The sequence below is a fragment of the Falsiruegeria sp. JB4-1 genome (genome assembly GCF_055693495.1).
Window position 1 is genome coordinate 1850360 of the sequence record NZ_JBVFTZ010000001.1, and the last position, 26857, is coordinate 1877216.

At 57.8% G+C, this 26857-nt stretch carries 17 protein-coding genes, 2 tRNA genes and 4 pseudogenes; 16 read left to right on the plus strand and 7 right to left on the minus strand.

The window, feature by feature from the left end; translation table 11 throughout:
• Window positions 1–87: 87 nt before the first annotated feature.
• Window positions 88–2385 (minus strand): annotated as a pseudogene (locus ACZ1HE_RS09515) (GcvT family protein); the annotation flags it as partial.
• A pseudogene (locus ACZ1HE_RS09520) lies at window positions 2385–3863 on the minus strand (trimethylamine methyltransferase family protein); the annotation flags it as partial. The pseudogenes ACZ1HE_RS09515 and ACZ1HE_RS09520, both read right to left, overlap by 1 nt.
• A gap of 166 nt (window positions 3864–4029) precedes the next feature.
• Between ACZ1HE_RS09520 and ACZ1HE_RS09525 the strand changes: the two are divergent.
• From ACZ1HE_RS09525 to ACZ1HE_RS09555, 7 genes are all read left to right on the plus strand, one after another.
• A complete protein-coding gene (locus tag ACZ1HE_RS09525) occupies window positions 4030–5013 on the plus strand; it encodes a LysR family transcriptional regulator (protein ID WP_472620542.1) in 984 nt (327 codons plus the stop codon).
• Complete coding sequence (locus ACZ1HE_RS09530) at window positions 5010–6062, plus strand: TauD/TfdA family dioxygenase (RefSeq protein WP_472620543.1); 1053 nt, start codon at window positions 5010–5012, stop codon at window positions 6060–6062. The genes ACZ1HE_RS09525 and ACZ1HE_RS09530 overlap by 4 nt, the downstream gene beginning before the upstream one ends.
• Window positions 6063–6169: 107 nt before the next feature.
• Window positions 6170–7108: a pirin family protein gene (locus ACZ1HE_RS09535; protein WP_472620544.1), complete on the plus strand. Its 939-nt coding sequence runs from the start codon at window positions 6170–6172 to the stop codon at window positions 7106–7108.
• Between the two features lie 21 nt (window positions 7109–7129).
• Window positions 7130–7654 carry a GNAT family N-acetyltransferase gene (locus ACZ1HE_RS09540; protein WP_472620545.1) on the plus strand — a complete coding sequence of 175 codons (525 nt, stop codon included), beginning with the start codon at window positions 7130–7132 and terminating at the stop codon, window positions 7652–7654.
• A 64-nt stretch (window positions 7655–7718) separates the two neighbouring features.
• Window positions 7719–7795: transfer RNA gene (locus ACZ1HE_RS09545), tRNA-Asp, on the plus strand.
• Between the two features lie 75 nt (window positions 7796–7870).
• Window positions 7871–7947: transfer RNA gene (locus ACZ1HE_RS09550), tRNA-Asp, on the plus strand.
• A 97-nt stretch (window positions 7948–8044) separates the two neighbouring features.
• The gene (locus ACZ1HE_RS09555; protein ID WP_472620546.1) at window positions 8045–8866 is read left to right on the plus strand and encodes an MBL fold metallo-hydrolase; all 822 of its coding nucleotides are present in this window, start codon (window positions 8045–8047) and stop codon (window positions 8864–8866) included.
• A 76-nt stretch (window positions 8867–8942) separates the two neighbouring features.
• Here ACZ1HE_RS09555 and ACZ1HE_RS09560 read toward each other — a convergent pair whose 3' ends face one another.
• Window positions 8943–10313: a M20/M25/M40 family metallo-hydrolase gene (locus tag ACZ1HE_RS09560; protein ID WP_472620547.1), complete on the minus strand. Its 1371-nt coding sequence runs from the start codon at window positions 10311–10313 to the stop codon at window positions 8943–8945.
• A gap of 334 nt (window positions 10314–10647) precedes the next feature.
• On the opposite strand from ACZ1HE_RS09560, the gene hemA reads away from it, so the two are divergent.
• From hemA to ispG, 3 genes and pseudogenes are all read left to right on the plus strand, one after another.
• Entirely contained in the window at window positions 10648–11871 is a 1224-nt protein-coding gene (gene hemA / locus ACZ1HE_RS09565) for a 5-aminolevulinate synthase (RefSeq protein WP_472620548.1), read from the plus strand.
• A 130-nt stretch (window positions 11872–12001) separates the two neighbouring features.
• Window positions 12002–13220 (plus strand): annotated as a pseudogene (locus ACZ1HE_RS09570) (helix-turn-helix domain-containing protein).
• A 72-nt stretch (window positions 13221–13292) separates the two neighbouring features.
• Window positions 13293–14414 carry a flavodoxin-dependent (E)-4-hydroxy-3-methylbut-2-enyl-diphosphate synthase gene (gene ispG / locus ACZ1HE_RS09575; protein WP_472620549.1) on the plus strand — a complete coding sequence of 374 codons (1122 nt, stop codon included), beginning with the start codon at window positions 13293–13295 and terminating at the stop codon, window positions 14412–14414.
• 198 nt (window positions 14415–14612) lie between these two features.
• Here the strand turns inward: ispG and ACZ1HE_RS09580 are convergent, their stop codons facing one another.
• Window positions 14613–15365 carry a DsbA family protein gene (locus ACZ1HE_RS09580; RefSeq protein WP_472620550.1) on the minus strand — a complete coding sequence of 251 codons (753 nt, stop codon included), beginning with the start codon at window positions 15363–15365 and terminating at the stop codon, window positions 14613–14615.
• Window positions 15365–16751 (minus strand): annotated as a pseudogene (locus tag ACZ1HE_RS09585) (M48 family metalloprotease). The gene ACZ1HE_RS09580 and the pseudogene ACZ1HE_RS09585 overlap by 1 nt, the downstream one beginning before the upstream one ends.
• Between ACZ1HE_RS09585 and ACZ1HE_RS09590 the strand changes: the two are divergent.
• Window positions 16750–17895: a pyridoxal phosphate-dependent aminotransferase gene (locus ACZ1HE_RS09590; protein WP_472620551.1), complete on the plus strand. Its 1146-nt coding sequence runs from the start codon at window positions 16750–16752 to the stop codon at window positions 17893–17895. The pseudogene ACZ1HE_RS09585 and the gene ACZ1HE_RS09590 overlap by 2 nt on opposite strands.
• Before the next feature lie 86 nt (window positions 17896–17981).
• On the plus strand, window positions 17982–19202 hold the full coding sequence (locus tag ACZ1HE_RS09595) for an N-acetylmuramoyl-L-alanine amidase (RefSeq protein ID WP_472620552.1): 1221 nt from the start codon (window positions 17982–17984) through the stop codon (window positions 19200–19202).
• Window positions 19203–19205: 3 nt separating this feature from the next.
• Here the strand turns inward: ACZ1HE_RS09595 and ACZ1HE_RS09600 are convergent, their stop codons facing one another.
• Window positions 19206–20117, minus strand: coding sequence for a Hint domain-containing protein (locus ACZ1HE_RS09600; RefSeq protein ID WP_472620553.1), 912 nt, complete (start codon window positions 20115–20117; stop codon window positions 19206–19208).
• A gap of 51 nt (window positions 20118–20168) precedes the next feature.
• A complete protein-coding gene (locus ACZ1HE_RS09605) occupies window positions 20169–20693 on the minus strand; it encodes a toxin-activating lysine-acyltransferase (protein WP_472620554.1) in 525 nt (174 codons plus the stop codon).
• A 213-nt stretch (window positions 20694–20906) separates the two neighbouring features.
• On the opposite strand from ACZ1HE_RS09605, the gene ACZ1HE_RS09610 reads away from it, so the two are divergent.
• The 4 genes from ACZ1HE_RS09610 to ACZ1HE_RS09625 all read left to right on the plus strand — a co-directional run bounded on the left by ACZ1HE_RS09610 (window position 20907) and on the right by ACZ1HE_RS09625 (window position 26840).
• Window positions 20907–23399, plus strand: coding sequence for a penicillin-binding protein 1A (locus ACZ1HE_RS09610; RefSeq protein ID WP_472620555.1), 2493 nt, complete (start codon window positions 20907–20909; stop codon window positions 23397–23399).
• Window positions 23400–23421: 22 nt separating this feature from the next.
• Window positions 23422–23817, plus strand: coding sequence for a RidA family protein (locus ACZ1HE_RS09615; protein WP_472620556.1), 396 nt, complete (start codon window positions 23422–23424; stop codon window positions 23815–23817).
• A gap of 305 nt (window positions 23818–24122) precedes the next feature.
• A complete protein-coding gene (prfB, locus tag ACZ1HE_RS09620) occupies window positions 24123–25250 on the plus strand; it encodes a peptide chain release factor 2 (RefSeq protein ID WP_472620557.1) in 1128 nt (375 codons plus the stop codon).
• A gap of 180 nt (window positions 25251–25430) precedes the next feature.
• On the plus strand, window positions 25431–26840 hold the full coding sequence (locus ACZ1HE_RS09625) for an amidase (RefSeq protein ID WP_472620558.1): 1410 nt from the start codon (window positions 25431–25433) through the stop codon (window positions 26838–26840).
• Window positions 26841–26857 lie beyond the last annotated feature (17 nt).

A 26857-nucleotide genomic window follows, 5' to 3' on the forward strand; every position in this document is an offset into this window, starting at 1 on the left:
GCATCCTTTCGCCTTTGGGGTCAAATGGGGGCGGGGCAGGGCCCGCGCCGGATAGGTCTTGCCTGCGATGTCGAAGGTGAAATCACGAGCGCAGGTGTCTGTCAGCTTTTCGCCTGGTGCGATCTCGATCATCCCCAAGGCCAGCGTCAGGCCTGTGCGGGCGCCTTTTGCACCCGATGTAGTCAGGCCCACGACGTGGCCACTCTCAAGGATCGGCTCGTCATGCAAGATTAGCGGATCGCCCTCGACCTGGAACAGGCAGAGCTTGCGGGTCAGCCCTTTGGCGCGTTGTGCCTCCAGCGCCGCTTTGCCGATGAAATCCTTGTTCCAGTCGATGGTAAAGCCAAGCCCGGCCTCCAACGGGGTAATCTCGGGGCCAAGGTCATGGCCCCAGTGGCGAAACGCCTTCTCGATCCGGCAAGCGTCCAGCGCATACATGCCCATCGGCTTGGCCCCAGCGGCAGAGAGCGTGTCAAAGACGGCGCGCGCCTGCGCGGTGGGAATGTTCAGCTCCCACCCCAACTCACCGACAAAGCTCATCCGTGTCGCCCGGCAAGAGACACCGGCGATCACCACATCCCGCACGGTCGAAAACGGGAAATCACCCCAATCCGCATCACTCAACCCGCCCAGAATGTCACGCGCGGCTGCACCCATCAGGCCAATCACACACTCGTCCTCGGTGACATCATGCAAGGCAACCCGCCAGACCGCGAAGCGGCGGCGCAGCAGCGCCTCGTCCCGCCAGCGCGTCGCAGCACCAGAGGTGATGCGATAATGCTGGCCCCCAAGGCGGGTTACAGTCAGATCACCCTCAATCCCACTTTGCTCGTTCAACATCGGGGTATAGACAGCACGGCCCACTGGCACATCCATCTGGGCGCAGACCAGTTCATTCATTGCATCGACGGCATCTGGTCCGATGACATCGAACTTGCCAAAGGGGGACAGATCCAGCAGCACGGCACCGCTCTCCATGTGCTCGGCTTCTCGTTGAGCGATCGGATACCAGGGCTGCGCACCAACCGCATACGGCAGATCGCGTTCAGCGTCGCTCTCAGCATACCACAACCCACGCTCCCAGCCTGCGGTCAGGCCAAAGACAGCCCCCTTTGCTGCCCATGCCTTATGCAATGCAGAACATCGCAACCCGCGCCCCGCCTTGGGCTGCTTGAACGGCCAATGCATCGCCATCAGATCGGCCACACTCTCGGCCATCCGATCCGCCATATGCGCATTCGTTGCCGCACGCGGATCGGCTCGGGCCACATCGACCTCCCACAGGTCCATCGGGGCCTCGCCATCCACGATCCAATCCGCCAAAACACGCCCGATGCCGGCCGAGGACATTATCCCGACCGAGTTCATTCCAGCCGCAACAAACAACCCGTCCACATCCGGTGCAGCCCCAACCAAAGGCCGCGTGTCATTGGTGAAACTTTCCGGCCCGTTCATGAAATGCTGGATGCCGGTCTCAGCCAGTGCCGGAACCAGGTCCAACGCGGCCTCCATGAAGGGCATGAACTGCTCCCAATCTTCTGGCATCTCCAGAAATGGCCGGTTGCCTTCAGGGCCAAAGGCATCCCAGATCTTGGCGTCGGGTTCAAACCCACCGATTACCAACTTGCCCGCATCGCCCTTGATGTAGATGCCAGTGTCCATATCTCGGATCACCGGAAACGGATCGGGCAGGCCGGGCATTGGCTCGGTCACCACATACATGTGTTCCACAGCCTGCAAGGGCAGGTGCAATCCGGCCTCTTCGGCGAGGGGTTTCGACCACGCCCCGGCGCAGATCACCACGTTCTCGGCTTCGATCTCTGTCCCATCGGCCAGCGCGACGCCCCGCGCGGTCCCGCCCTCAGAGAGGATATTGGCAACGGCGCAGTTTTCGCGAATCTCTACGCCTTTGGAACGGGCCGCGCGGGCATAGGCCATGCACAGATCGACCGGGTTCACATTGGCATCCTCTGCCACCCACATGGCACCTGCATGGCCCGAGACATCTAGGCCCGGAACATCCACTTCATCCGCGCCGATGACCTGCGCATTCAACCCGAAATGTCGGCCTAAAGCGGAAATGCGGTGCAATTCGTCCAGCCGCTCCTCGCATCGCGCCAACCAGTAACCGCCGGTTTGCCGATACCCGGTCGCCATGCCGGTCTCGGCTTCCAGCTTGGGGAACAGCTCCAGCGCATAACTCGCCAGTTTGGTCATGTTGGGCGTGGCGCGCAGCGGGCCCACGATCCCGGCGGCGTGCCAGGATGTACCAGAGGTCAGCTGGTTGCGCTCCAACAGTAGCACGTCCGTCGCCCCGCGATGGGCCAGGTGATAGGCCACCGATAGCCCGATAGCACCGCCGCCGATGATGATCGTGCGTCCCATCAGAAGTAATCCATGTCTGGCGTCTCGGACTTGCGCTGCGCGATATAGGCCTGCAACTCCTCGTCGATGGCCGGGTCAAGCCCGGGGTCCTCATAGGCCTCCAGATGCTTCTTCCATAGGCCGTTGGCCCGTTGTGCCGTATCCAGAGACCCTGCCGCCTCCCAATGTTCATAGGCGTTGTTGTCCGGTGTCTCGGGCCGGAAGAGGGCGGACATGAAATTCGTTTGCGTGTGTTCGCTCCCCAGAAAATGCGCGCCGGGGCCGGTGGCCGCGATGGCAGACATGGCTTGCGCGTTTTCGCTTAGGTCGATGCCGTCAAAGAACCGGCCCAGTTTGCCGCACAAATCGGCGTCGATCATCGTCTTCTCAAAGCTGGTCACAAGCCCGCCTTCCAGCCAGCCGGTGGCGTGGTTGATCAAGTTTGCGCCTGCAAACATCGACATCATCAGGCCCCATGTGGCTTCCTGTTGGCTTTGTGCATCCGGGATTTTGGACGCCGACAGCGTCCCGACCGTGTGCAGCGGCACGCCCAAGCGGCGCGCCAGTTGTCCGGCGGCCAGCACCATCTGTCCTGCTTCGGGCGTGCCAAAGGTCGGTGCGCCCGATTGCATCGACATGGTCGAGGCGAACGAGCCCATCAGCACAGGCGCGCCGGGTTTGACCAGCTGGGTCAGCGTCAGGCAGGCCAGAGCCTCGGCCAGAACTTGCGCCATGGTGCCCGCAACGGTGCAGGGGCTCATCGCGCCTGTTAGAACCCAGGGGGCGGTGGCAACCGGCTGACCGGCGCGGGCATAGGTTTTCAAAGCGCCTGACATATGCGCATCCATTACCAGCGGCGCATTGGTGTTAGACACGCAATACAGCACCGGGTTTTCCGCTACATAGTCCGCGCCAAAAACGATCCGCGCCATATCCAGAGCATGGCCTGCGCGTTCGGCCCCGATGAAGGCGCCCATGAATGCACGGTCAGAATAGCGGATGTGGGCATAGAGCATGTCCAGATGCCGCTTGTTGGCGGGCAGGTCGACAGGCTCGCAGACCACGCCGCCCGAATGATGCAGCCAGGGAATGGTGTGGTGCAGTTTCACCAGCGTCTGGAAATCGTCATAGGTCGCATAGCGGCGGCCCCGATCCAGATCGTGCACAAAGGGTGGCCCCCAAGAGGGGCAGAGCACCGTGGCATCGCCGCCCATCTGCACCGAATTGGCCGGGTTGCGGGCGTGTTGCATGAACTGCTTCGGCGCGGTGGCCTGAATGGTCTTGCGGCAGAACCCGCGTTCGAACCGGACCCGCGTGCCGTCGACGTCACAGCCCGCATTGGCAAAGATTTCAAGGATTTCGGGATCATCCACAAACTCCATCCCGGTTTCGGCCAAGATGGTGTCAGCGTTCTCTTCAATCAGGCTCAGACCCTCTTCGCCAAGGATGTTGAACGTGCCCAGTTTGCGCAGGATGAAGGGTGCTCGGGGCTGCCCGACTTGACTGCGCGCGGCCCCCGGTCGCGTTTGCGACGGCGTTTTACAGGTGTCTCAGTCATGGCCCGTCTCCCTCGGTTGGGCACAATCTGGCGGTTAGGGTGGTTTCGATCAATTGACAGTTGTCAGTATTAGGATTTCTAATAGTGGTAGGTGCGAAAGGCTGATCATGGACATAAAATTCACAACGAACGCAAATATTATCAAAGCGTTGGAGGTCTTTGTTGCGGTTGTGGAAACCGGGCAGATGACGGCAGCGGCGCGGCTGGTTGGCATGACGCAATCCGCCGCCTCGCAACACATCGGAACCTTGGAAAAATACTATGATGTCAAGTTGTTGGACCGCTCAACGCGCCCGGTAAAGCCGACCCAGGCGGGTGTCCTGATGTACCGTCACGCGGGCCGCATCCTTCAGGCCGTAGGGGAACTGGCCAGCGACATGCGTCATCAGGGGCCGACGCCCATCAGCCGGTTGCGGTTGGGGTTGCAGGCCTCGATCGCCACGACCCTGTCACCCGGTTTGGTGCGTATGGCCAAGGATCGCTTTGGTGTGCAGGACATGGCATTGCACGCGGGCCAAAGCGGGGATCACGAAGCGCTGCTGAGGACCAAGCAGGCCGACATCGCCATCACCTCGGACCCGCTGCTCGATATGGACGGGTTGGAACGCCATCCGGTTCTAACCGAAGCGTTTCTGCTGGTCTTGCCGCCGGGCTTTGATCAACCGGTGCAAGACCTTGAGCATGTACTGCGCCACTTGCCGCTGGTGCGTTTTGCGGACACCACCAACGTGGGCCGTCGGATCGGTCAGCACCTGCGCCGCCTTCGTTTGCAGCCCGAGCGGGTGATTCAGGCCGACCGATCCAGCATGGTGACGGCCTGTGTGGCCGATGGCATGGGGTTCACTTTGCTGACGCCTACCTTGTTGATCGACGGGCTGGTGGAACGGATGCCGCTGGATCTGCGGCCTTTGCCGGGGGCCGGGATGAGCCGCTCGATCACTGTTGTGGCTCGGGACGGAGAGTTGGGAGAGCTGCCCAAGGCCTTTGCCGACTATGCCCGCGCGTCGCTGGTGGACCAGATCGCAGGGCAGATGGGCAAGATCGGCAGTGCTGCTTTGGCTGGTCTGGAGACAGAGGAGGAGCTGGTATGACGCCGAACGATTTGCCACCCCATATTGACACGCCTGCCGCTTGGGTGGGGCGTGACCTGGCCGAGCGGCCCGAGGATTGGCTGTATCAGCTGACGCTGGATGACATCGCCGACCTGGAACAGGCAGCGCGCCATTACCTGTCACTGGATCGCGATGTCGGAGAGATCACGGCAGAGGATTTTCCTTTGACCCAGTTTGCTGCTCACCTGAGCACCTTGCGTGACAAGCTGCTGAAAGGAGTCGGTGTCGAAGTTCTGCGTGGTTTGCCGATTGAAAGCTACGATCAGAAGATGGCCGCCACGGTGTTCTGTGGCATCGGCGCACATCTGGGCTCGGCCCGGTCACAGAACGCGGATGGGCACATTCTGGGTCATGTGCGCGATGTGGGGCGTGACCCTAATGATCCCACGGCGCGAATTTATCAGACCTCGGCCCGGCAGAGCTTTCACACCGACAGCGCAGATGTGGTGGGGCTGCTTTGTTTGCGGGATGCCAAAGAGGGAGGTGACTCACTGCTGGTTAGCGCCGAGACGATTTTCAACCGGATGCGCGCCGCACGGCCCGATTTGTTGGCTTTGCTCTTTGACCCCATCGCCACTGATCGGCGTGGCGAGGTGCCCGAGGGGATGGAACCCTACATGACCATCCCGCCGTTCAACTGGCATGCGGGCAAGCTGACCGTGTTCTATCAACGCCAATACATCGACAGCGCGCAGCGGTTCGAAGGTGCGATGCGGCTGACCCCCCAACATGTCGAGGCGCTGGATATGTTCGATGCATTGGCCAATGACCCGGATCTTTACATTACGATGCGATTGCAGCCGGGCGACATGCAGTTCGTCTATAACCACGCCATGCTGCACGACCGAACCGGGTTTGTGGACTGGTCTGATCCCGGCAAACGCCGTCACCTGTTTCGGCTTTGGCTGTCATTGCCCGGGGATCGGCCACTGCCGCCCGTGTTTGCAGAACGTTATGGGGATTTGACGGTGGGCGCGCGTGGGGGGATCATCACCAACCAGACACGATTGCACGCACCTTTGGATTGAATTGGCGTTCATTTGTGCATGTGCGCACCGTTTCTATTCGGATTCACTCAATTGTTTGAACCGCGCACAGGCTTAGGTTGGCTGTCAAGCAATCAGGAGACACTGAAATGAGCTGGAACCCCATTCTTGACGTCGACATCCCAATCGGCGACGCCGTAGATGCCATTGAAACCGTCATCGTGCCGCGTGCGCGTGATCTGGGCGGGTTCGAAGTGCGACGTGCCTTGCCTGCGCCCAAGCGGCAGATGGTCGGACCCTTCATCTTTTTCGATCAGATGGGGCCGGTTGAGTTTCTGACGGGGCAGGGGATCGACGTGCGCCCACATCCGCACATCGGCCTGGCGACGGTCACTTACCTTTACAAGGGAAAGCTGCATCACCGGGATTCGCTGGGCACGGACCAGTGGATCGAACCGGGTGCGGTCAACTGGATGGTCGCGGGCCACGGTGTGACCCATTCCGAACGCACGGATGAAGAGGCTCGCCGCTCGCCCCTTTCGATGTTTGGCATCCAGACTTGGGTGGCGCTGCCGGATGAGCTGGAAGACACGCCCGCTTCGTTTGAGCATGTGGGTGCAGCCGATTTGCCGGAACTGAAGGGCGAGGGGAAAACCGTGCGCGTTATTCTGGGGGACGCATATGGTGAACGCGCATCGGTCAAAACGCCGACCGAGATGTTCTATGTTGACGCGGTTTTGGAGGCCGGTGCTGCCATTCCGATGCCTGACAACCACGAGGATCGTGGGCTGTATGTTGTCAGCGGCTCGGTAACCATCACGGGGCAAGAGTTCGAGGCAGGGCAGATGGTTGTGTTCCGCCCCGGAGACCGCATAAGTGCCAAAGCTGGTACCGCGGGCGCGCGGCTGATGATGCTTGGAGGTGCCACCATGAACGGGCCGCGCCATATTTGGTGGAACTTTGTTGCTTCATCCAAAGAACGAATTGAAGCTGCAAAAGAGGCCTGGCGCGCGGGTGACTGGATGCATGGGCGATTTCAGTTGCCTCCGGGCGACGACGAGGAATTCATTCCCTTGCCCCGGCATTAAACGCCTGCCACCACTGGCGGCATGAAAATTCGTGCCGCCAGACCCGAAGATTTGCCCGCCATTAGGGATGTTCACATCCAAAGTTGGCGAACAGCATATACCGGGAGCTTACCTGCTGATTTTCTGGGAAACCCACTTGAGAACGAGATGACGCGTCGGTGGAAAGGAATGCCATGCGGCTCTCATATTTTGCTGGTGGCGGTATGCGACAAGATTGAAGGCTTTGCTTTCGTACGCCTTGAAGATCCTCGGGGTCCGCATTTGGAAAACTTGCATGTGATGCAGTCGGCGCAAGGTACCGGCATGGGACGCGCATTGATGCGATCACTGGCAGAAGGTTTGAAGAATCGTGGAATGACAACGCTTTGGCTTGAAGTTCTGGATGACAATGCATCGGCGCGACGATTTTATGCTGGTCTCGGAGGAGCAGAAGGCCCGGTTTTCCATGATAATTTGATTGGAAACAATGTCCCGGCGCGCAGGATCATTTGGACCGGTTTGGAGAAAATCTTGGTGCCAGACGAAAAAGTTGATGACGCCGCTTGACGATGCCCGACCGTACCCATAATACACCCCAACGTTCCGCAGGGAACGACAACAAAAGCAGCGAGCGGTTGTAGCTCAGTTGGTTAGAGTACCGGCCTGTCACGCCGGGGGTCGCGGGTTCGAGCCCCGTCAACCGCGCCACTGCTTTGCCCCTTTCCCGGGGAATTGGGATCCGGCCCGGATAGGGCAATGGTGGTCACCACCAAAAATAGATGCGCGGTTGTAGCTCAGCTGGTTAGAGTACCGGCCTGTCACGCCGGGGGTCGCGGGTTCGAGCCCCGTCAACCGCGCCACTTTCTTTCTCTCGTTCTCCTCGATTGATTTCCGGCTTGAAGCAGCGGCGCGTAGCGTATCTGATTGTCAGGGCAGGCTCACAGGAAGGGGCGTCTTATGCTGTGTCGTATCGGAGAGGTGGAAGTTTGGCGAATCCTTGAGATCAACGCCCCATTTTTGACGCCGGAAAAGCTTTACCCCAATGCGGGCCCCGAGGTGCATCACGTCTTACGCGAACATGCACCGGAACAGCTGTGCGAACTTAGTGGAAAGCTGATTTTGCCGGTGCAGGGCTTTTTGCTCAAGACGCCTGATCACATCATTTTGGTTGATGCCTGTGTGGGGAACGACAAGACGGCGGGCCATTCCGACTGGAACCAGCGCTCGGACGGACGGTTCATGGCCGCGCTCACCGCCGCTGGCGTGACGCCAGAGGACGTCGACTATGTTTTGTGTACGCATTTGCACGTCGATCACGTCGGATGGAACACAAGGTTAGAGGGCGGCAGATGGGTCCCGACGTTTTCCAAGGCGAAATATCTGTTGCCTGCGAATGATGTTCGTCATTTTGGCGTCAATCCTGGCGACACCTACCTCGAAAGTGTGCTGCCGGTGATCGAGGCCGGGCAAGCCGAAGAGGTGCAGCCGGGGCATTGCCTGGGGGACTATGTGCGACTTGTGCCGTCTCCGGGACATACACCGGGGCATGTTTCAGTGCTGGTACAAAGCGGCGGTACCGAGGCCCTGATCACCGGTGATGCATTGCATTCCACAGCGCAGTGCCATCGGCCCGATTGGCATTTCGCCTTTGATGACGACCCTGAACAGGCGGTGCAGTCCCGCGTGGCTCTGCTAGAGGATCTCGGCAGAAACTGGGCGGCGTGTATTGGGCAGCCATTTTACATTGCCTTCGATGGGGCGGGTTCGCGCCTCTGGTGATACCTTCCGGTGGGAGCCGGAATGAAAAAAGGCCGAAGGTGAACTTCGGCCTTTTACGCGTTGAATTTACAGGGATCTAGCTAAGCGCATCCAGGACGCGAGCCCATGAGCGGATGCCTTTGTGAAAGCTTTCCATGTCGTATTTTTCGTTGGGAGAGTGGATTTGGTCGTCGTCTTTGCCAAAGCCGATCAGCATGGCGTCGGTGTCAACAATATCCTTGAAGAAACCCGCGATCGGGATCGAGCCGCCACAGCCCACATAGGCGGCTGGGATGCCCCATTCGTCGCTGAGCGCCTGGCGGGCTTTCTCGAATGCAGGGTCCTCGACCGACATCTGCGAGGCCGCCGAGCCTTTTTCGGTGCGGTATTCGACGGAAAAACCCTCGGGCAGTTTGCTTTCCAGATAGTGGCGGAAGGCATCGCGGATCGCGTCCGGATCCTGCTGGCCAACCAGTCGGAAGCTGACCTTGGCGCTGGCCTGACTGGGCAACACGGTTTTGAAACCGTCGCCTGTGTAACCACCCCAGATGCCGTTCACGTCACAGGTGGGTCGCGACCAGATCTGTTCCAGAGGGGTGCGGTCCTGTTCGCCTGCGGGGGCTTTTAGGCCGACGTCGCCCAGGAATGTCTGATGATCAAAGTTCAGACCCTGCCATTGCGCGCGCATCTCGTCCGAGAGTTCTGTCACGCCATCGTAGAAGCCAGGCAGGGTGATGGCGCCGGTTTCATCGTGCAGACCTGCAAGAATCTTGGTCAAAACGCGGATCGGGTTCATGCCGATGCCGCCATACATGCCCGAGTGCAGGTCGCGGTCGGGACCGGTAATGGTGAAATCCTCGCCCAGTAAACCACGTAGCATGGTGGTGATGGCAGGAACCTTGCTTTCAAAAAGTCCGGTGTCGCAGATCAGCGCGATGTCCGATTTCAGCTCATCGCGGTTTTCTTCCATGAAAGGCACCAGAGAAGGCGAACCCGATTCTTCTTCACCTTCGAAGAAAAACGTCAGCTTGCAGGGCAGGGAGCCGTGAACCTCTTTCCAGGCACGACATGCCTCGACAAAAGTCATCAACTGGCCCTTGTCGTCAGACGCGCCGCGTGCGCGGATCACCTTGCCATTGGGCGTGTCCTGAATTTCGGGGTCAAACGGGTCACGGTCCCACAGTTCCAGTGGATCAACTGGTTGCACGTCGTAGTGGCCATAAAACAGCAGGTGCGGTCCGTCACCCTCGACATGGCCTACAACCATCGGATGGCCCGGTGTGGGGCGCTTTTGCGCGTCTACGCCAAGGCTTTGCAGGTCTGCTACCAGCCAATCGGCGGCCGCATCACAGTGCTCTTTGAAGGCCGGGTCGGTCGAGATCGACGGGATCTTGAGCAGATCGATCAGGCGGTCGGTGGCGGCGGGCAGGTCGGCATCAATGCGCGACAGGACATCATCCAGTGACATCGCGGATTCCTTTTTTGGGCAAAACGAATTGGCGCGAAAGGTATCAGCGCGGGCTGAACTGTCCAGAGGGGTTGAGAGCTTCACTGCTCAATTCTCTGATCGGAAACATTTGAAACTGTTTCGGGACGGCTTGCGACGTTTTCGCGCTCCTAAAGGGCGCAGTTTGTCTTGTTACATGTGAACTGGGTGTATATTTGATGCAAATCAATGCCGCATCTTTGTGCCCGGATGTAAGTAGACAAAACAGCGGTCTCCAAGTGTTCGCAATAGAACGTGAAAATTGGAGCGCTATGTGCCAAACTGGCTGTGGGCCGGACGACCAATGGAGACCTCGGTGGACTATACCGCGAAACTCGACGACGCCATTCAAAAGCTGCATGACGAAGGCCGCTATCGTACGTTCATCGACATTGAGCGTCGTAATGGTAAATTTCCGCATGCCGTCTGGACCCGTCCTGATGGCAGCGAGCAGGACATCACCGTCTGGTGTGGCAACGACTATCTTGGCATGGGCCAGCACCCTGTTGTGCTTGAGGCCATGCAGGAAGCCATTGAATCGGCTGGTGCGGGTTCGGGTGGAACGCGAAACATTTCGGGCACCACGGTCTATCATAAACGTCTGGAGGCGGAACTGGCGGATTTGCACGGCAAAGAGGCCGCGCTTCTGTTCACCAGTGCTTACATCGCCAACGATGCGACGCTGAGCACGCTGCCGAAACTTTTCCCCGGGCTGATCATCTATTCCGATGCGCTCAACCACGCCTCGATGATCGAAGGTGTGCGCCGCAACGGTGGCGCCAAGCGTATCTTCCGTCACAACGACGTTGCCCATCTGCGTGAGTTGCTTGCAGCAGACGATCCGGCGGCACCCAAGCTGATCGCCTTTGAATCGATTTATTCCATGGATGGCGATTTTGGTCCCATCGAGGAAATCTGTGATCTGGCCGACGAGTTCGGTGCGCTGACCTACATCGACGAGGTGCACGCGGTTGGTATGTACGGTCCTCGCGGTGGCGGCGTGACCGAACGGGATCGTCTGGCGCATCGCATCGACATCGTCAACGGCACGCTGGCCAAGGCGTATGGCGTGATGGGCGGTTACATCGCAGCTAGCGAGAAAATGTGTGACGCCATTCGCTCCTATGCGCCGGGCTTCATTTTCACTACATCGCTCCCGCCGGCTGTGGCGGCGGGTGCTGCTGCCTCAGTCGCCTATCTGAAAACGGCACCTGAACTGCGCGAGCGTCATCAGACCCAAGCCAGCATACTGAAACTGCGCCTCAAGGGTATGGGCCTGCCGATCATCGATCATGGCTCGCACATTGTGCCGGTGATCGTGGGTAACCCGGTACACACCAAAAAGCTCAGCGACATGTTGCTGGAAAGCTTTGGCATCTACGTGCAGCCAATCAATTTCCCAACCGTTCCGCGGGGCACCGAACGTTTGCGGTTCACTCCGTCGCCAGTTCACGGCCCGGATGAAATGAACCGCCTGGTAAATGCGATGGACGAACTTTGGTCACATTGTGCGCTGAATCGCGCCGAATTGGCCGGGTAACCTGACGCTGCTGTGTGCAAAACACTTGTCTCGTGTTAAGCTAACAGTAACAAAAAGAGCGGACGAGATCGTGTAAGGATGATTCCACGCTTTGCTGACAACTTGCAGCAGGCAGTATGGGGCGGCAGAAATGATTGGGCGCAGATCACAGCGCAAGTCAGAAGATGTAGAAGTCGACAAGCCAAAGGGGTTTGACGACTTTGAATTGCGTCTCGGTGACATGATGCGTGGTGAACGAGCAACCATGGGCAAGTCGCTGCTTGACGTTCAGCGCGAGCTGCGGATCAAAGCCAACTATATCGCCGCCATTGAAAACTCGGATCCAACGGCTTTTGATACGCCCGGGTTTATTGCTGGGTATGTGCGTTCCTACGCGCGCTATCTAGGCATGAATCCAGATGAAGCGTTTGAAATTTTTTGCACGGAAAGCGGGTTCGAAGTTGCCCACGGTATGTCCGCGCAAGCGTCCAGCATTCGTAAGCCGGGCTCTGACCTGATTTCCAAGTCGCCAAAACTGAACGACCCCTTTGTGACACCGAACACACCCTTTGTGCCGACAGGGGAATCGTTCCTGAACCACATTGAACCGCGGGCCATTGGCTCGACACTGGTGTTGCTCGCTTTGATTGGCGGTATCGGCTTCGGTGGATGGTCGGTTCTCAAAGAGGTTCAGCAAGTTCAGTTTGCACCAGTCGAACAGACTCCAGTTGTCCTGTCGGATCTGGATCCCTTGGATGCTGCAACGCGAACCGCGGATGCTTCACCGGGTGGCAACGCCGGGTTGACGGTTCCGGATACCGATGCCTTGGATCGTTTGTACCGTCCACAGGCGTTGGATGTGCCGGTTCTGGTGTCTCGCGACGCTCCGATCTCCACGTTGGACCCCCGTACTTTGGGGAATTTCACTGCTCCCGCAGTACCTGAAGTTCAGGTCGCAAATGCCTATCCGTCAAGTGAATTCAATGCGCAGCCAGTGCCGCAGGTGGTTGAAGACATTTCTCCGTCGCTAACCATGGTTGCGGTTCGCCCGTCTTGGGTGCGGGTGACTGCTGCTGACGGATCGCATATCTTTGAGGCGATCATGGAGCCCGGAACCACCTATGAAGTTCCTCTGACAGAGGATGCTCCGACGCTACATGCCGAGCGAGTCGAGTGGTATCTTTTTCTTTGTGAACGGCGAGCATTTTGGCCCGGTTGGTGAACGTGGCGTGGTTACACGAGGTGTTGTCCTGTCACCGGAAGCTGTCGAAGAGCGGTATCAGGTTGCCGAGATATCGGGTGAAGATCAGGTGATGCTGAACAAGGTCGCCGAGGCCATGACCGCACCCGCAGTCGATTCTGACGAATAGGCGGCCATTGCACCGGGCTGCCTATCGGCCTATCTAAAGCGCAGGCCCAACTGGACGTGGATCTCAACAGCGATGTCTCTCAATCATGTGCGCCCATGGCGTAATATATACCGTCGAAAATCCCGACAGATCATGGTGGGAAACGTAGCTGTCGGAGGGGATGCGCCGATTGCGGTGCAGACGATGACCAACACGCTTACAACAGACGTGGCAGCCACAATTGCACAGGTTCAGGCTGCGGCCGAAGCTGGGGCTGATCTGGTTCGTATTTCTATACCGGATGAGGCGTCTTCACGCGCGTTGAAAGAGATCGTACCAGAAAGCCCTGTGCCGATCATCGCGGATATTCATTTTCACTACAAACGCGGGATAGAGGCTGCAGAATCCGGGGCTGCATGTCTACGGATCAACCCTGGAAACATCGGGGACGAAAAACGTGTCGCCGAAGTGATCAAGGCTGCTCGCGATCACAATTGTTCCATTCGGATTGGCGTGAATGCAGGGAGCCTTGAGAAGCACCTGTTGGAAAAATACGGCGAGCCGTGCCCCGACGCGATGGTCGAATCCGGATTGGACCACATCAAGATCCTGCAAGATCATGATTTTCATGAATTCAAAATCTCGGTGAAAGCATCGGACGTCTTCATGTCGGCTGCTGCATATCAGGCTTTGGCCGAGGCGACAGACGCACCGATTCATTTGGGGATTACCGAAGCTGGCGGGCTGGTTTCCGGCACCATCAAGTCCGCAATCGGGCTGGGTCAGCTTTTGTGGATGGGGATCGGTGACACAATTCGGGTTAGCCTGTCGGCTGATCCTGTCGAAGAGGTCAAGGTCGGGTATGAAATCCTCAAGAGTTTGGGGCTGCGTCATCGCGGGGTGAACATCATCTCGTGCCCTTCTTGTGCGCGGCAAGGATTTGACGTGATCAAAACGGTAGAGACGCTGGAAAGGCGGCTTGAGCACATCAAGACGCCGATGAGCTTGTCGATCATTGGTTGCGTGGTGAACGGCCCTGGTGAGGCCTTGATGACGGATGTCGGTTTCACCGGAGGTGGAGCGGGCTCTGGTATGGTCTATCTTGCCGGTAAGGCAAGCCACAAGATGTCGAACGAGCAAATGGTCGACCACATCGTTGAAGAGGTCGAGAAAAAGGCCGAAGAACTCGACGCGGCTCAAAATGCTGCCGAATAACGACGGCACTGCCTGATAGCCTTGGGTATGGCGCAATGAATGTCTGCCTCAAATCTGTGATTTGAGGCAGCCGATGGAGTTCATGTTGCCCTATTGTGATCTAATCGTTCGCAAGGCTCCCACCTGTCGTCAATGTCCCTGGTGGAACATCTCCTCTCGTTGGGCCGGGCAGTTTGACAGGCTTGAATTGGTTCGCGCTCAGCTGCGTTCGCGTACTTCCTGCACAATGAGTTCCAGTTGATCCGCTGGCAGATAGCCACGGAGCAGTTCGGTGCCCAAAACAAAGGTCGGAGTGCCGGAGATATTGAGTTTTTGAGCAAGTTCTCGCGTCTGTGCGATCTCTTTTGTGACGGCATCGCTGTCCATGGCTTCAAAAACCTTGTCGGTGTCCAGCCCAAGGCTGTCGGACAGGCGGCGCAAGGTGACCTCTGTCGGTTCACCGCCAAACTCCAACAGGGCATCGTGCACTTGCTTGTAGGCATCATCGCCTGCCACATGTTTGGCCGCGACCGCAAAGCGCGACGAGATCACTGAAGCTTCACCCAAGATCGGGAATTCCTTGATCACAAGGCGGATGTTGCCGTCGCTTTTCAACAGTTTGGCGACTTCCGGGACGGCACGTCGGCAATAGCCGCAGCGGTAGTCCATGAACTCGACAAGGGTAACGTCCCCGTCCGGGTTGCCGCCGACCCAAGAATAGCCGTCGTTGAACAATTCGTCTTCATGGGCCGCAACCAATTGCAGATCGGCCTGTGTTTCGGCCAATTCGCGGCGTTGCTCTAGGATTTGGAACGCTTCCAGGATGATATCCGGGTTTTCAAGCAGATAGGCCCGCACTTCGGCACCAAATGCCTCTTTTTCGTCGGGGCTCATGGATGTCAGGTCAAAGGCCTGAGCAGGGCCTGAAATCAGTGCGAGCGCAGTCAGCGCGGGGGCGGCAAGGCGAAGCATTATCGTTTCCTTTTGTTTGCACGTTCTGACGCAAGGAGCACATCCTGTGCCCGTTGCCAACCCGTTGAACCAACGGGGAGCTGCCCGACAGCGCGTCGAGCATGGAGTTCTGCATCTTCAGTTCGACCAAGCAGTGCATATCGCTCGGCGGTAACAAGCGAAGCCATTCCGTTCTGGTTTGTCTTTGCATAAGCAACGCCGAGATCACGCAGCATGCGGGCATCACGGTAATCTCGAGCACGGGCTTTTTCCAGCACGTCCAGTGCTTGTTTGGGCTGCCCGTCTGCCAGCAAAGCCCGCCCATAGCCCGCCAGAATGAGTGGATCCGTAGGGGCGAGTTCCACAGCCTTGCCGTAGGCTGAAATTGCACTGTCGATACGGCGGTTCTCGATCAGGATCTGCCCTTTGAGTTCATAATAGAACGGATCGTCAGGCCGTTCCTCAATTGCAGCGTCAATTGCCGCGCGCGCCTGGGCAAGGTTTCGATCTTGGTGATAGGCGATGGCCTGGCGCATTAGGCGAATGTCGCGATGGGTTTCCTCACTTGCGCGGCGGTGGGTCCATTTCGAGGATCGTGTGAAGGCCGAGATTTTGCCCCGGATCTCGCGCGAACCAATAGTCGGCATTGGGGTTGGTCTGCGACTGATCTCCGTGTACTGCAACGAACCTTTCGGCAGCGCGTACTCGATCTCGCGATACGGGATGTGACAGCATGTACGGGTCGCGACGCCCCGGTGTCAGCAGTTCCTGACCTGCAAAAGCTTTGTGTAGGTCGACCAACCCTTGAGGGCTGATCCCGGACAGGCGCAGGTAGTTCGCCGCCGACCGGTCAGCAGAGGCTTCTTCGGCCCGGGTATGCGCCAGAAACGATCGAAATGCTGAGGATTGGGTCCCGGCGGCGATGCCAGCCGCGGCTTCTCCGCCACCTGCAGCGGCAGCGATCAGAGCAAGGGCGACACCCAGCCCGGACAGTGTGCGCGCGTTTTCCAGATTGCCGATACGGCGTTGAATATGGCCGTTGGCGATATGGGCGGCTTCATGTGCAATAACGGCCTGCAAGACGTCAGCGCGGTCTACCTTGAGGATCAAGCCGTAGTGCAGAAAGATGGTATTGTGATCGATCACGAAGGCGTTGAACGAACTGTTGTTCACCAGCAAGATCTTGACTCGGTTTGGGTTAAGACCCGCTGCTCGCAAAATGGGAAAGGCCAATTCCCGCAAGCCGTTTTCGATGTCCGGGTCACGCAGCAGGCTAACGGCTGCGGCAGGGACACTGGCTGTCAGGTACATCGCAAGACTCAGTATCAAACCCAGGAAACGGGGCGGGATTGACGTCAGCCTGGATACGCGTTCAAAAGCCATGGCGGCAACATGGGAGAAGGCCATGCGAAACTCAACCCGGTCCAATGTCGATCCCTTCATTGTGATGGACGTTATGGAGGCCGCGCGACGCGCCGAGGCAGCGGGACGTAGGGTCATTCACATGGAAGTTGGCCAGCCTGGAACTGGGGCTCCGAAGGAAGCTGCCCGGGCGTTGGCACGTGCGCTAGAGGACGATCCGCTCGGATATACTGTAGCATTGGGTTTGCCTGCATTGCGGGAACGGATCGCGCGGATGTACGGCGATTGGTATGACGTTGATCTGAACCCGGACAGGGTTGTGGTTACACCTGGTTCGTCGGGCGGGTTCTTGCTGACTTTTACTGCGCTCTTTGACAGCGGTGACCGCGTCGGTATCGGGGCGCCGGGCTATCCGTCTTATCGCCAGATCCTCTCGGCACTCGGGTTGGTCCCCGTCGATCTGCCCACGGCGCCCGAAAACCGGTTGCAACCTGTGCCATCTGACTTTGCAGGCTTAGATCTTGCCGGGCTTTTGGTGGCTTCTCCTGCCAACCCTACGGGAACGATGTTGAATCGAGAGGCGATGGCGGCGCTTATTGACGCTTCGCAGGAACAAGGCGCGTCATTCATAAGTGACGAAATCTATCACGGTATCGAGTACGAAGCCAAAGCCGTCACCGCACTTGAAGTAACGGACGACTGCTACGTCATAAATTCATTCTCCAAGTACTTCTCGATGACCGGGTGGCGCGTCGGATGGATGGTGGTGCCCGAAGATCAGGTTCGCGTGGTCGAGCGAATTGCTCAGAACATGTTCATCTGTGCGCCTCATGCAAGTCAGGTGGCCGCGCTCGCAGCAATGGATTGCGAGGACGAGTTGCAAGCCAACCTAGATGTCTACAAGGTAAATCGTGCTCTCATGCTGGATGGCTTGCCAAAGGCTGGGTTCACCAAGATTGCTCCGCCGGACGGGGCGTTCTACGTTTATGCGGACGTATCAGACATCACCGATGACAGCCGAGCGTTTGCCGCCGAGATTTTGGACAAGGCCGGGGTTGCCGTGACGCCAGGTTTGGATTTCGATCCTATTCGCGGCGGTGGAACTTTGCGCTTTTCCTATGCACGCTCAACCGAAGATATCGAAGAAGGTCTACAGCGTCTGGCGACTTTCATGGCGGCACGCGGCTGAGTTTTGCAAATGGTGCGTTGCTCCATGACGAACCTCTGGGGTAGGTTGCCCCAAAACGGGTAGGGCACAATTAGGGCACCGGACCAATGAGCAGAATTTGGATGAGTATCGCCCTTCTGGGGCTGTTGGTCACGTCAGCGTTTGCGCAAGACTTTTCCGGTCTTGCCCGAGTGGATGCGGAAGCGAGCCGGGTCACTGATTCTGGGCGCAAGGGAGTTGATATCACTCTCGGTCTTAGTCAGGGGGTGCCATACCGGGTGTTTACCCTCGATGCGCCACCGCGTCTGGTTCTGGATTTCAAGGAAGTAGATTGGACCGGTTTGGATCGCAGGGTGTTCAAGCAGACGGACCGGGTGTTGCAGGCACAGTTTGGAACATATGTTCCGGGCTGGTCGCGAATGGTGCTGGAACTAGACAATCCCATGGACGTCGAACAAGCCGGGATCACGGTGAACCAGACTACGGCATCCGCCGAGTTGACTGTGCGGTTGCAACCCGTTTCTGCTGAGGTTTTTGCAGCGCAGTCGGGCGCTCCGAATGATCCAAGGTGGGATTTGCCCGAACCGGCTGACATCGAAGTCATGCCAGAACGGAATGACGATGCCCCTTTGCGAGTTGTGCTGGATCCCGGTCATGGCGGCATCGACCCCGGCGCAGAAAGTGGCTCGATCACGGAAAAACATTTGATGCTGACTTTTGCGCGCGAACTACAAGAACTCTTGGTACGCAGCGGTGGGTTCGAGGTGATTTTGACCCGAACTGACGATTATTTCGTCTCACTTGAGCAACGGATCGCCTTGACGCACCGGGCGGGGGCAGACCTCTTTGTTTCTTTGCATGCGGATTCCCTGGCCGAAGGGCTAGCACACGGCGCGACAGTCTACGTTTTGTCCGAAGAGGCATCGGATGTTGCCAGTGCTAAACTTGCGGAACGCCATGATCGGGCCGATCTGTTGGCTGGTGTCGACCTGAGCGATGCGGACGATCAAGTGACGGACATCCTGTTGGATCTGGCACGAACAGAAACACAGCCGCGTACAATGGCCATGGCGCAGGAACTCATTGATGGCATGGCGCAAACAGGCGGGCCAATGAACAGACGTCCGTTGCGGTCGGCCGCATTTTCGGTTCTGAAGGCCGCGGATATTCCTTCTGTTCTTATTGAAATCGGATTCCTGTCCAGCCCCCGTGATCTCAAGAACCTGCAGAACCCCCAATGGCGCGCTGCCATGGCTGAGGGTATTCGCAATGGGCTTGCGAGTTGGCGCCAAGTGGATCTGGAACAACGAGAACTGGTCCGGCAATAGGTGTCAGGCGTCCACGGAGTTCAAAATGGCCCGTGCTTCAAAACTTCGCAGCAGGATACGTGCAGCCTGACCAAACTTGAATGGCCCCCGGTCTGGTTCGGTCTCATCGAAGATAGCGGACAACTCCTGCAATGCTTCGGAAGAAAGCTGATACAGGGCCTCGTCCCCAAGAAAAAGGGATTCCGCCGGTACGCCGTTTGCGTCCAGAATTTCATGCGTATCCAGCAAGATGTGAAAGTAGCGAACGTCTTCATCTGGAAGCACGATGTCGACACCATCCCAATGGCACAGGTCTTGGGCGCAAACCAAGGCCTCTGACTCTCCAACGAAGAGCTCAACTGCAGGGCCTGAAATCAGTACTCGGTGCTGTTGCGAGACGTATATGTCTTGTTTCGGTCGTCCAGGCCCCAAGGCGTTTTGCCGAATCCGGACCGGGCGCAGCGATGGGTCTTTTTTCAGTCGCTGTAATGAAACGGAATTGGATTCAAGCAACTGAATCTCTTTTTGGCCGTGATCGCGGGTCCAGACGATGTCACCGGGCTGCAAGTTTTCAACCATCTCATACCCCTTTGAGGTCCGGATCGGCGTGCCCATCACAAAGCAGACACCCTCGATGCTGATTGTGACCTCTTGGGTTTCGGTTTCGACAAACAATCCGCCACCGGGGCCAAAGGCAAAGACGCTAAATTCAACTTCAAACGTGTCTTCGGCGATTTCACCAAAGTCCAAGGCATCAAATTCTGCAGGATCTACCGTATAGGTCCACTCACCCGTCGAGCCATCGATCGTTGCAGCACCCAGATCCGGTGCATCCGAAATCTCCCAATCGGAAAAGAAGAATGACCACCCCGGAAGAGGCAGGTCTATGCTGGCGTCCAAATCACCAGTTTCGACATTGGGCGGTGTGCCTGTCACGTCGCCCGTGGTATCACCGGTGATCGTGATGTTGATGGCACCGGGGGCGCGTTAGAAACCATCCTTGCGATCCTCAAGATTGAGTTGTCGGCGAAAAGTTGCGGCCCGATAAAGGCGCATATGCACATCGCCTTCTTCGTCCCGCGACCACTCAACAATGCGGTTGGTGCTCATGTCGCTGTCCAGCCTGTTTGCGCGGACACGGTGATGCGGGATGCTCTTCTTCAGTTGTCTGACCATCTGACGGATCTGGCCGAACGGGGCAACAAGATCCACCAGCCAGAAAGAGTTGCCCGAGGCGTAATCCTCGGGCTTCAGCGCTTCTTGTCGGATCGCGAACCGACGCTCGGCTTGATTGGAGAGCCCGGCAAATGTGACGAAACCGCGAGGAAACCCATTTTGACGAAAAATGTGATACTGTCCCAACCTAAGCGGTGTCTCAAAAGTGTAGACTGCTTGGGTGAGCATCCGGTCTCGATGAACGGGCGTCAGGGATGACAAATAGAGCATGGCACCGAAATCGGCGTATTTCTGTGGCGAAATATCAAACCAACCCCGTGGAAACTGCTGCGCCACGCGTCTTGTGCCTCCTGATTATTGTCTTCTTTTGAGGGCGATGATGTGTCACGTCCCGGGGACTTGGCAAGTCTTATGTGAAATGTCTGGCTGTGTGTTGTATATTGCCACAACGTCACTGACCGAAAAACGGCGAAATCTGGCCACTGAGGGACTTTGACCATGCGGGTAAGCCACCCTATATAGAAAGAACTTCAAACGGTGGGCAGCAACGTGATCCGGTTCATTCTTTCGTTCTTTGGAGCGATCTTCAGCCTTGTTACTCTGGGGTTCTTCATGGTCGCCCTCACCATCGGTGGGGTGTTCTGGATGTACGGCCGGGACTTGCCGAGCCATGAGTCCCTGGCGCAGTACAAGCCCCCCACAATCAGCCGGATTTATTCAGGTGAGGGGCAGCTGATTGACGAATTCGCCAAAGAACGCCGTCTGTTCACCCCGTCCGAAGAGATACCGGATCTGGTAAAGCAGGCCTTCATTTCGGCCGAAGACAAGAATTTCTATACCCATCAGGGATACGACATCCGTGGTATAGCGGCAGCCGGGTTCGAGGCCGTCAAATCACGAGGGCAGAACGTTCGCGGGGCTTCGACGATCACCCAGCAGGTTATGAAGAATTTCCTGCTGTCGGGTGACCGCAAGGCCGAGCGCAAGATCAAGGAAATCATTCTCGCCGCGCGGCTTGAGGATACGCTCGACAAGGAGCAAATCCTTGAGCTGTACCTGAACGAGATTTTTCTGGGTCAAAATTCCTATGGGGTGACCGCCGCTGCGCAAACCTATTTCAACAAGACGCTGCAAGAGCTTGCGCCGCATGAAGCAGCATTCTTGGCATCGTTGCCCAAGGCGCCTTCGGATTATCATCCGGTTCGCCGCAAAGACCGACTGTTGGCGCGCCGGGATTTCGTGCTCGAAGAGATGTACGAGAATGGCTACATCGACAAGGCGACATATGATTTCGAAGTCGCTGAACCTCTGCGCTCGGTTCAAAATGGAGACTTCGAAAGCTTTCGGACTGCGCTGCCGCCGCGTGACTATTTCACCGATGAGATCCGTCGACAGTTGAGCGAGGATTTTGGTGAGGGAGAGTTCTTTACTGGTGGCTTCACCGTGCGCGCCTCGATCGACGAAAAGATGCAGGTCGAAGCGGCTGACGCGCTGCGTACAGCTTTGCAGAAGTACGACCGATCGCGTGGCGTCTGGCGGGGCACGGGTAAGAAGGTGCCCGCAGAGCTGCTGGGTGAAGAGGCCATTTGGCGCGAAGCTCTTAGCAACGCTGAAGTGTCGCGGGATGTCGATCTGGGCGGCAAATGGTACCCGGCTGTTGTTCTGAACGTTGCTGACCAGTCCCTGACGGTGGGTGTCGAAAAGCACGAAGGGACGGGCTCTGTCCCCCGATCCGACATCAAGTGGATGAAAGGCAATTTCCAGGACAACTTTGCGCAGGGTGATATCGTGCTGGTGCGCAAGGCCGAGGAAGGTGACGGTTGGTCTCTGCGGCAGGTGCCCGAAGTGCAGGGCGGCTTTGTTGCGATGGACGTCAACTCGGGTCGTGTTCTGGCGATGCAAGGCGGTTTTTCTTACCAGGACTCGGTGTTCAACCGGGCCACGCAGGCGCAGCGCCAGCCGGGGTCGAGCTTCAAGCCGTTTGTCTACGCGGCGGCATTGGACAGTGGATATAGCCCGGCGACCATTGTTGTGGACGCACCGATCGAAGTGAACACACCGCAGGGATTGTGGCGACCCAAGAACGCGTCGAACAAATTCTATGGCCCGACGCCGCTGCGGACAGGCATCGAACGCTCGCGGAACCTGATGACAATTCGCTTGGCACAAGAGGTGTCGATGCCCGTTGTCGCCGGTTACGCAGAACGTTTCGGTGTGTACGACCATATGGGGCCGTTCCTGGCCAATGCTTTGGGATCTGAAGAAACCACGCTCTACAAGATGGTCGCGGCCTACGCGATGTTCGCCAACGGTGGCGAGCGAGTAGAGCCGACGCTGGTCGACCGTATCCAAGACCGGTATGGCGAGACGATTTATCGTCACGATGATCGCGACTGCATTGATTGCAATTCGGCTTCGATACCACTTGATGAATCCCCTCGTATCGAGACCAATCGCGAGCAGGTGATGGATGCCATCACCGCCTATCAGCTGACCTCAATGATGAAAGGTGTCGTGGATCGGGGCACCGCAAGCCGCACAGTGAAGTTGCCAGTTCCGACAGCAGGTAAGACGGGAACAACCAATGATGCAAAAGACGTTTGGTTTGTTGGGTTTACGTCAAACATCGTAGCGGGTTGCTATATTGGATACGACCGCCCGCGTGCCCTTGGACGTGGGGCCTCGGGCGGCGGAATGTGCGGCCCGGTCTTCCAGAGTTTCATGGAAGAGGCGGTGAAAAAATATGGTGGTGGTCCATTTGATGTCCCACCAGGTGGTCACTTCATCAAGATCGACCGGTTCACGGGTGGACGCCTGCCAGACAACGCCTCTGGTGAATACGTGGTGGCCGAGTATTTCCGCGATGGTGCCGAACCGATATTTGGACGGACCTATGACGGTGGCTTTGCTATGGGCTCGAACTTGCCACTGTTCGAAGAGGCGCAGCAGGCCGGGGTGGAGGTGACAACGTCAACGGGCGAAACCACAACTGTGGGACCAAAGGCCAACTTTGGCACGGTCAGTTCCGGCGGGCTCTATTGATCCAGCGCAATGTGAAAGGGTGATGGTGGCCAAAACACCTCTGATCCCACGCGAATTGTTGAACCGGCCTGGACAGCTGGCAATTTCGCCAGGAATTTTCTCAGGCGGACACGCGTTCCTGACTGGTATGACCGGGAGCTCGGCCGATGGCACGATGCCGGTCGATCCTGAGGTCCAGTTCCGCAATGCCTTTGCAAAGATCGCCGGAGTTCTGAGCGAGGCCGATCTGACCCTGGACGCAATTGTCGAGATGACCACCTATCACGTCGGCATGGAAGCTCATTTTGATCAGTTCGACAGTATTCGTCTTGAATTGCTAAATCCACCGTATCCGGCCTGGACAGCAGTTGAGGTTGCCGGGTTGCGACGCAAGGGTGCCTTGGTGGAAATCAGAGTGATCGCATCCGTTGAATGCTAATGTGATCGGGCGCTGGCTTGCAAAATTGCAAGAAGGTCAGCCTTGGGGTCGTTGATACCGAACCACCTGGGCGCCAGACGATGAAGCACGCGCTTGTGCAGCTTTAAGACCAACCCCCGTGCCATCTTCTTGCCGAAGCCGCTACAGGGCGGCTCCTGTGGTCTCGGCCAGTGGTTCCGGATTGTGCAGGGCAAGCTGTTTCAGCGCCTCTCTTAGCCTGTGATGCATTCCCTCCTCAGTCACCTTGTGGAGCGTCCCGGCTCTTGGTATCACGCAGGTCTGACCAAGCAAATCGAGACCCGACCATGCGCGCCGAAACCCAGAATATCGTGACCGAGATCGAGAAATCCCCGGAGCTGTTGGCTCAGCGGATGGATCACGAAACGGCCGCCTACCGGTTGGAAGAATTCAACGCCCGTGTCGAGGACCCAAACTTGTGGGACGACCCCGAAGCGGCGCAGAAACTGATGCGCGAGCGCCAATCTCTGGTCGATGCGATGGACACGTTCAACTCGATCAAGACCGATCTGAGTGACAACATCGAGCTCATCGAACTTGGTGAGATGGAAGAAGACGAAGAGGTGGTCAAAGACGCCGAAGAGGCACTGGCCACTTTACGTGAAAAGGCTGCTGAAAAGGAGCTTGAAGCGCTGCTGGATGGCGAAGCTGACAGCAACGACACCTTCCTTGAGATCAACTCCGGGGCAGGCGGCACCGAAAGCTGTGACTGGGCCTCGATGCTGGCGCGGATGTATGTCCGTTGGGCCGAGAAAAAGGGCTATAAGGTTGAACTTCAGTCCGAGAGTGCAGGCGAAGAGGCTGGCATCAAATCGGCTGCTTACAAAATTTCCGGGCACAACGCCTATGGTTGGCTGAAGTCCGAAAGCGGTGTGCACCGTCTGGTGCGGATTTCGCCCTTTGACAGCGCCGCCAAGCGCCACACGTCGTTCAGCTCGGTCTGGGTCTATCCGGTGGTTGATGACAACATCGAGATCGAAGTGAACCCCGCCGACATCCGTATCGATACTTACCGGTCGTCCGGTGCCGGTGGTCAGCACGTCAACACCACAGACTCGGCCGTGCGTATTACGCACAACCCGACAGGCATTGTCGTGACCAGTTCGGAAAAGTCGCAGCACCAGAACCGCGACATTGCCATGAAGGCGCTGAAATCGCGGCTATACCAGATGGAGCTGGACCGCCGGAACGCCGACATCAATGCCGCGCATGAGGCCAAAGGCGATGCAGGGTGGGGCAACCAGATCCGCTCTTATGTTCTGCAACCCTATCAGATGGTCAAGGACCTGCGCACCAACCACGAGACCTCGGACACCAAGGGTGTGCTGGATGGTGATCTGGACGGCTTCATGGCTGCGACTTTGGCGATGGATGTCTCGGGCAAGTCGCGGGCCGAGGCGCAAGGCGAAGACTGAGCGTTCTGGGGGGCGCTGCCCCCGCCGCCTTTGGCGACTCCTCCGCCGTATTTTCAACAAGAAGAAGCAGGACCGAGGCCGCGTTGGCGGCCCCAATAATAGATTCATTCAAACAGTGGGTTTTAATGGAAATTCTGCAAGGCTAGGCTGACCGGACAGCGGGAGAGCAGGGGGAGCGGAATGGATTTGAGCCAGGTTTCAGCGAGAGGGCTGATGACTGATATGGCAGCAGGGCGTTTGAGTGCTGTCGAGTTGATGCAGGCCACATTGGACCGGATCGCTGCAGTCAATGGGCAAGTCAATGCCATCGTGGCCATGCGCGACGTCGAGGTTCTGATGCAGGAGGCGGCGGCCGCCGATCAGGCTGAGGATCGTGGACCACTGCATGGGTTGCCGATCGCGATCAAGGATTTGGTGAATGTGGCGGGCATCGTCTCGACCAGCGGGTCACCCTCGCTAAAGGATTTTGTACCGGAGAGGGATGATGAACTGGCCAGGCGTTTGCGTGCGGCGGGCGCTATCTTGATCGGCAAGACCAACACGCCCGAGTTTGGCTTGGGTTCACATACCTTCAATCCGGTCTATGGCGCGACCCGCAACCCCTATGATGTAAGTCGAAGCTGTGGCGGATCTTCTGGCGGCGCGGCTGTGGCCCTGGCGACCGGGATGCTGGCCTTGGCCGATGGCTCCGACATGATGGGATCACTTCGCAATCCGGCTGCGTGGAACAACGTCTATGGGCTTCGGCCCAGTTGGGGACGCGTTCCCTCGGAGCCGGACGGAGAGATGTTCCTGCATCAGCTATCCACGCTTGGCCCGATGGCTCGTAGTCCCGAGGATATCGGGCTGTTGCTGGATGTTTTGTCGGGACCCGACCCAAGGCATCCGCATGGGCAGACCTGTCCAGATGTTTCGCCGGTTCAGGCTTGCGATCCCCGTGGTTTGCGCGTCGGATGGTTGTCCGACTGGGGCGGCGCTATGCCGATGGAGCAAGGTATCCTGACGCAGTGTGAAGCTGCTTTGGATATTCTGAGCGACTTGGGATGCGAGGTCGAGACAATTGCACCACCTTTTGACGCTGAAGACATGTGGTCCAGTTGGATCGATCTTCGGTCCTGGGCGGTGTCGGGGTCGTTGGGAGGGCTTTATGACATCAAAGCCGATCTAAAAGACACGGCCATCTGGGAAATCGAACGGGGTCGTGCTTTGTCGGGGCAGGCGATACAAAAAGCCGGTGCAATCCGTTCTGATTGGTTCCGGCGGGCCGCAGAGCTGTTTGAAACCTACGACGTGCTTGTTTTGCCGTCCGTGCAGGTTTGGCCGTTTGATGCTGAAAAACCGTACCCCACTGAAATTGATGGACATGAGATGGACACCTATCATCGCTGGATGCAGGTGACGGTTCCGGTCAGTCTGATTGGTTTGCCTGCGTTGGCAACGCCTGCCGGATTTGGCGAGGCTGGTGTACCGATGGGGCTGCAGATGATTGGGCCACGCGGAGGTGACGCCGGACTTTTGTCCCTTGGTGCGGCGTATCATGCGGCGACCCAATGGCCGCAAAAAAGACCGGCGTATACAAAAAAGGCATAGGAGCAGAGACAGTGACT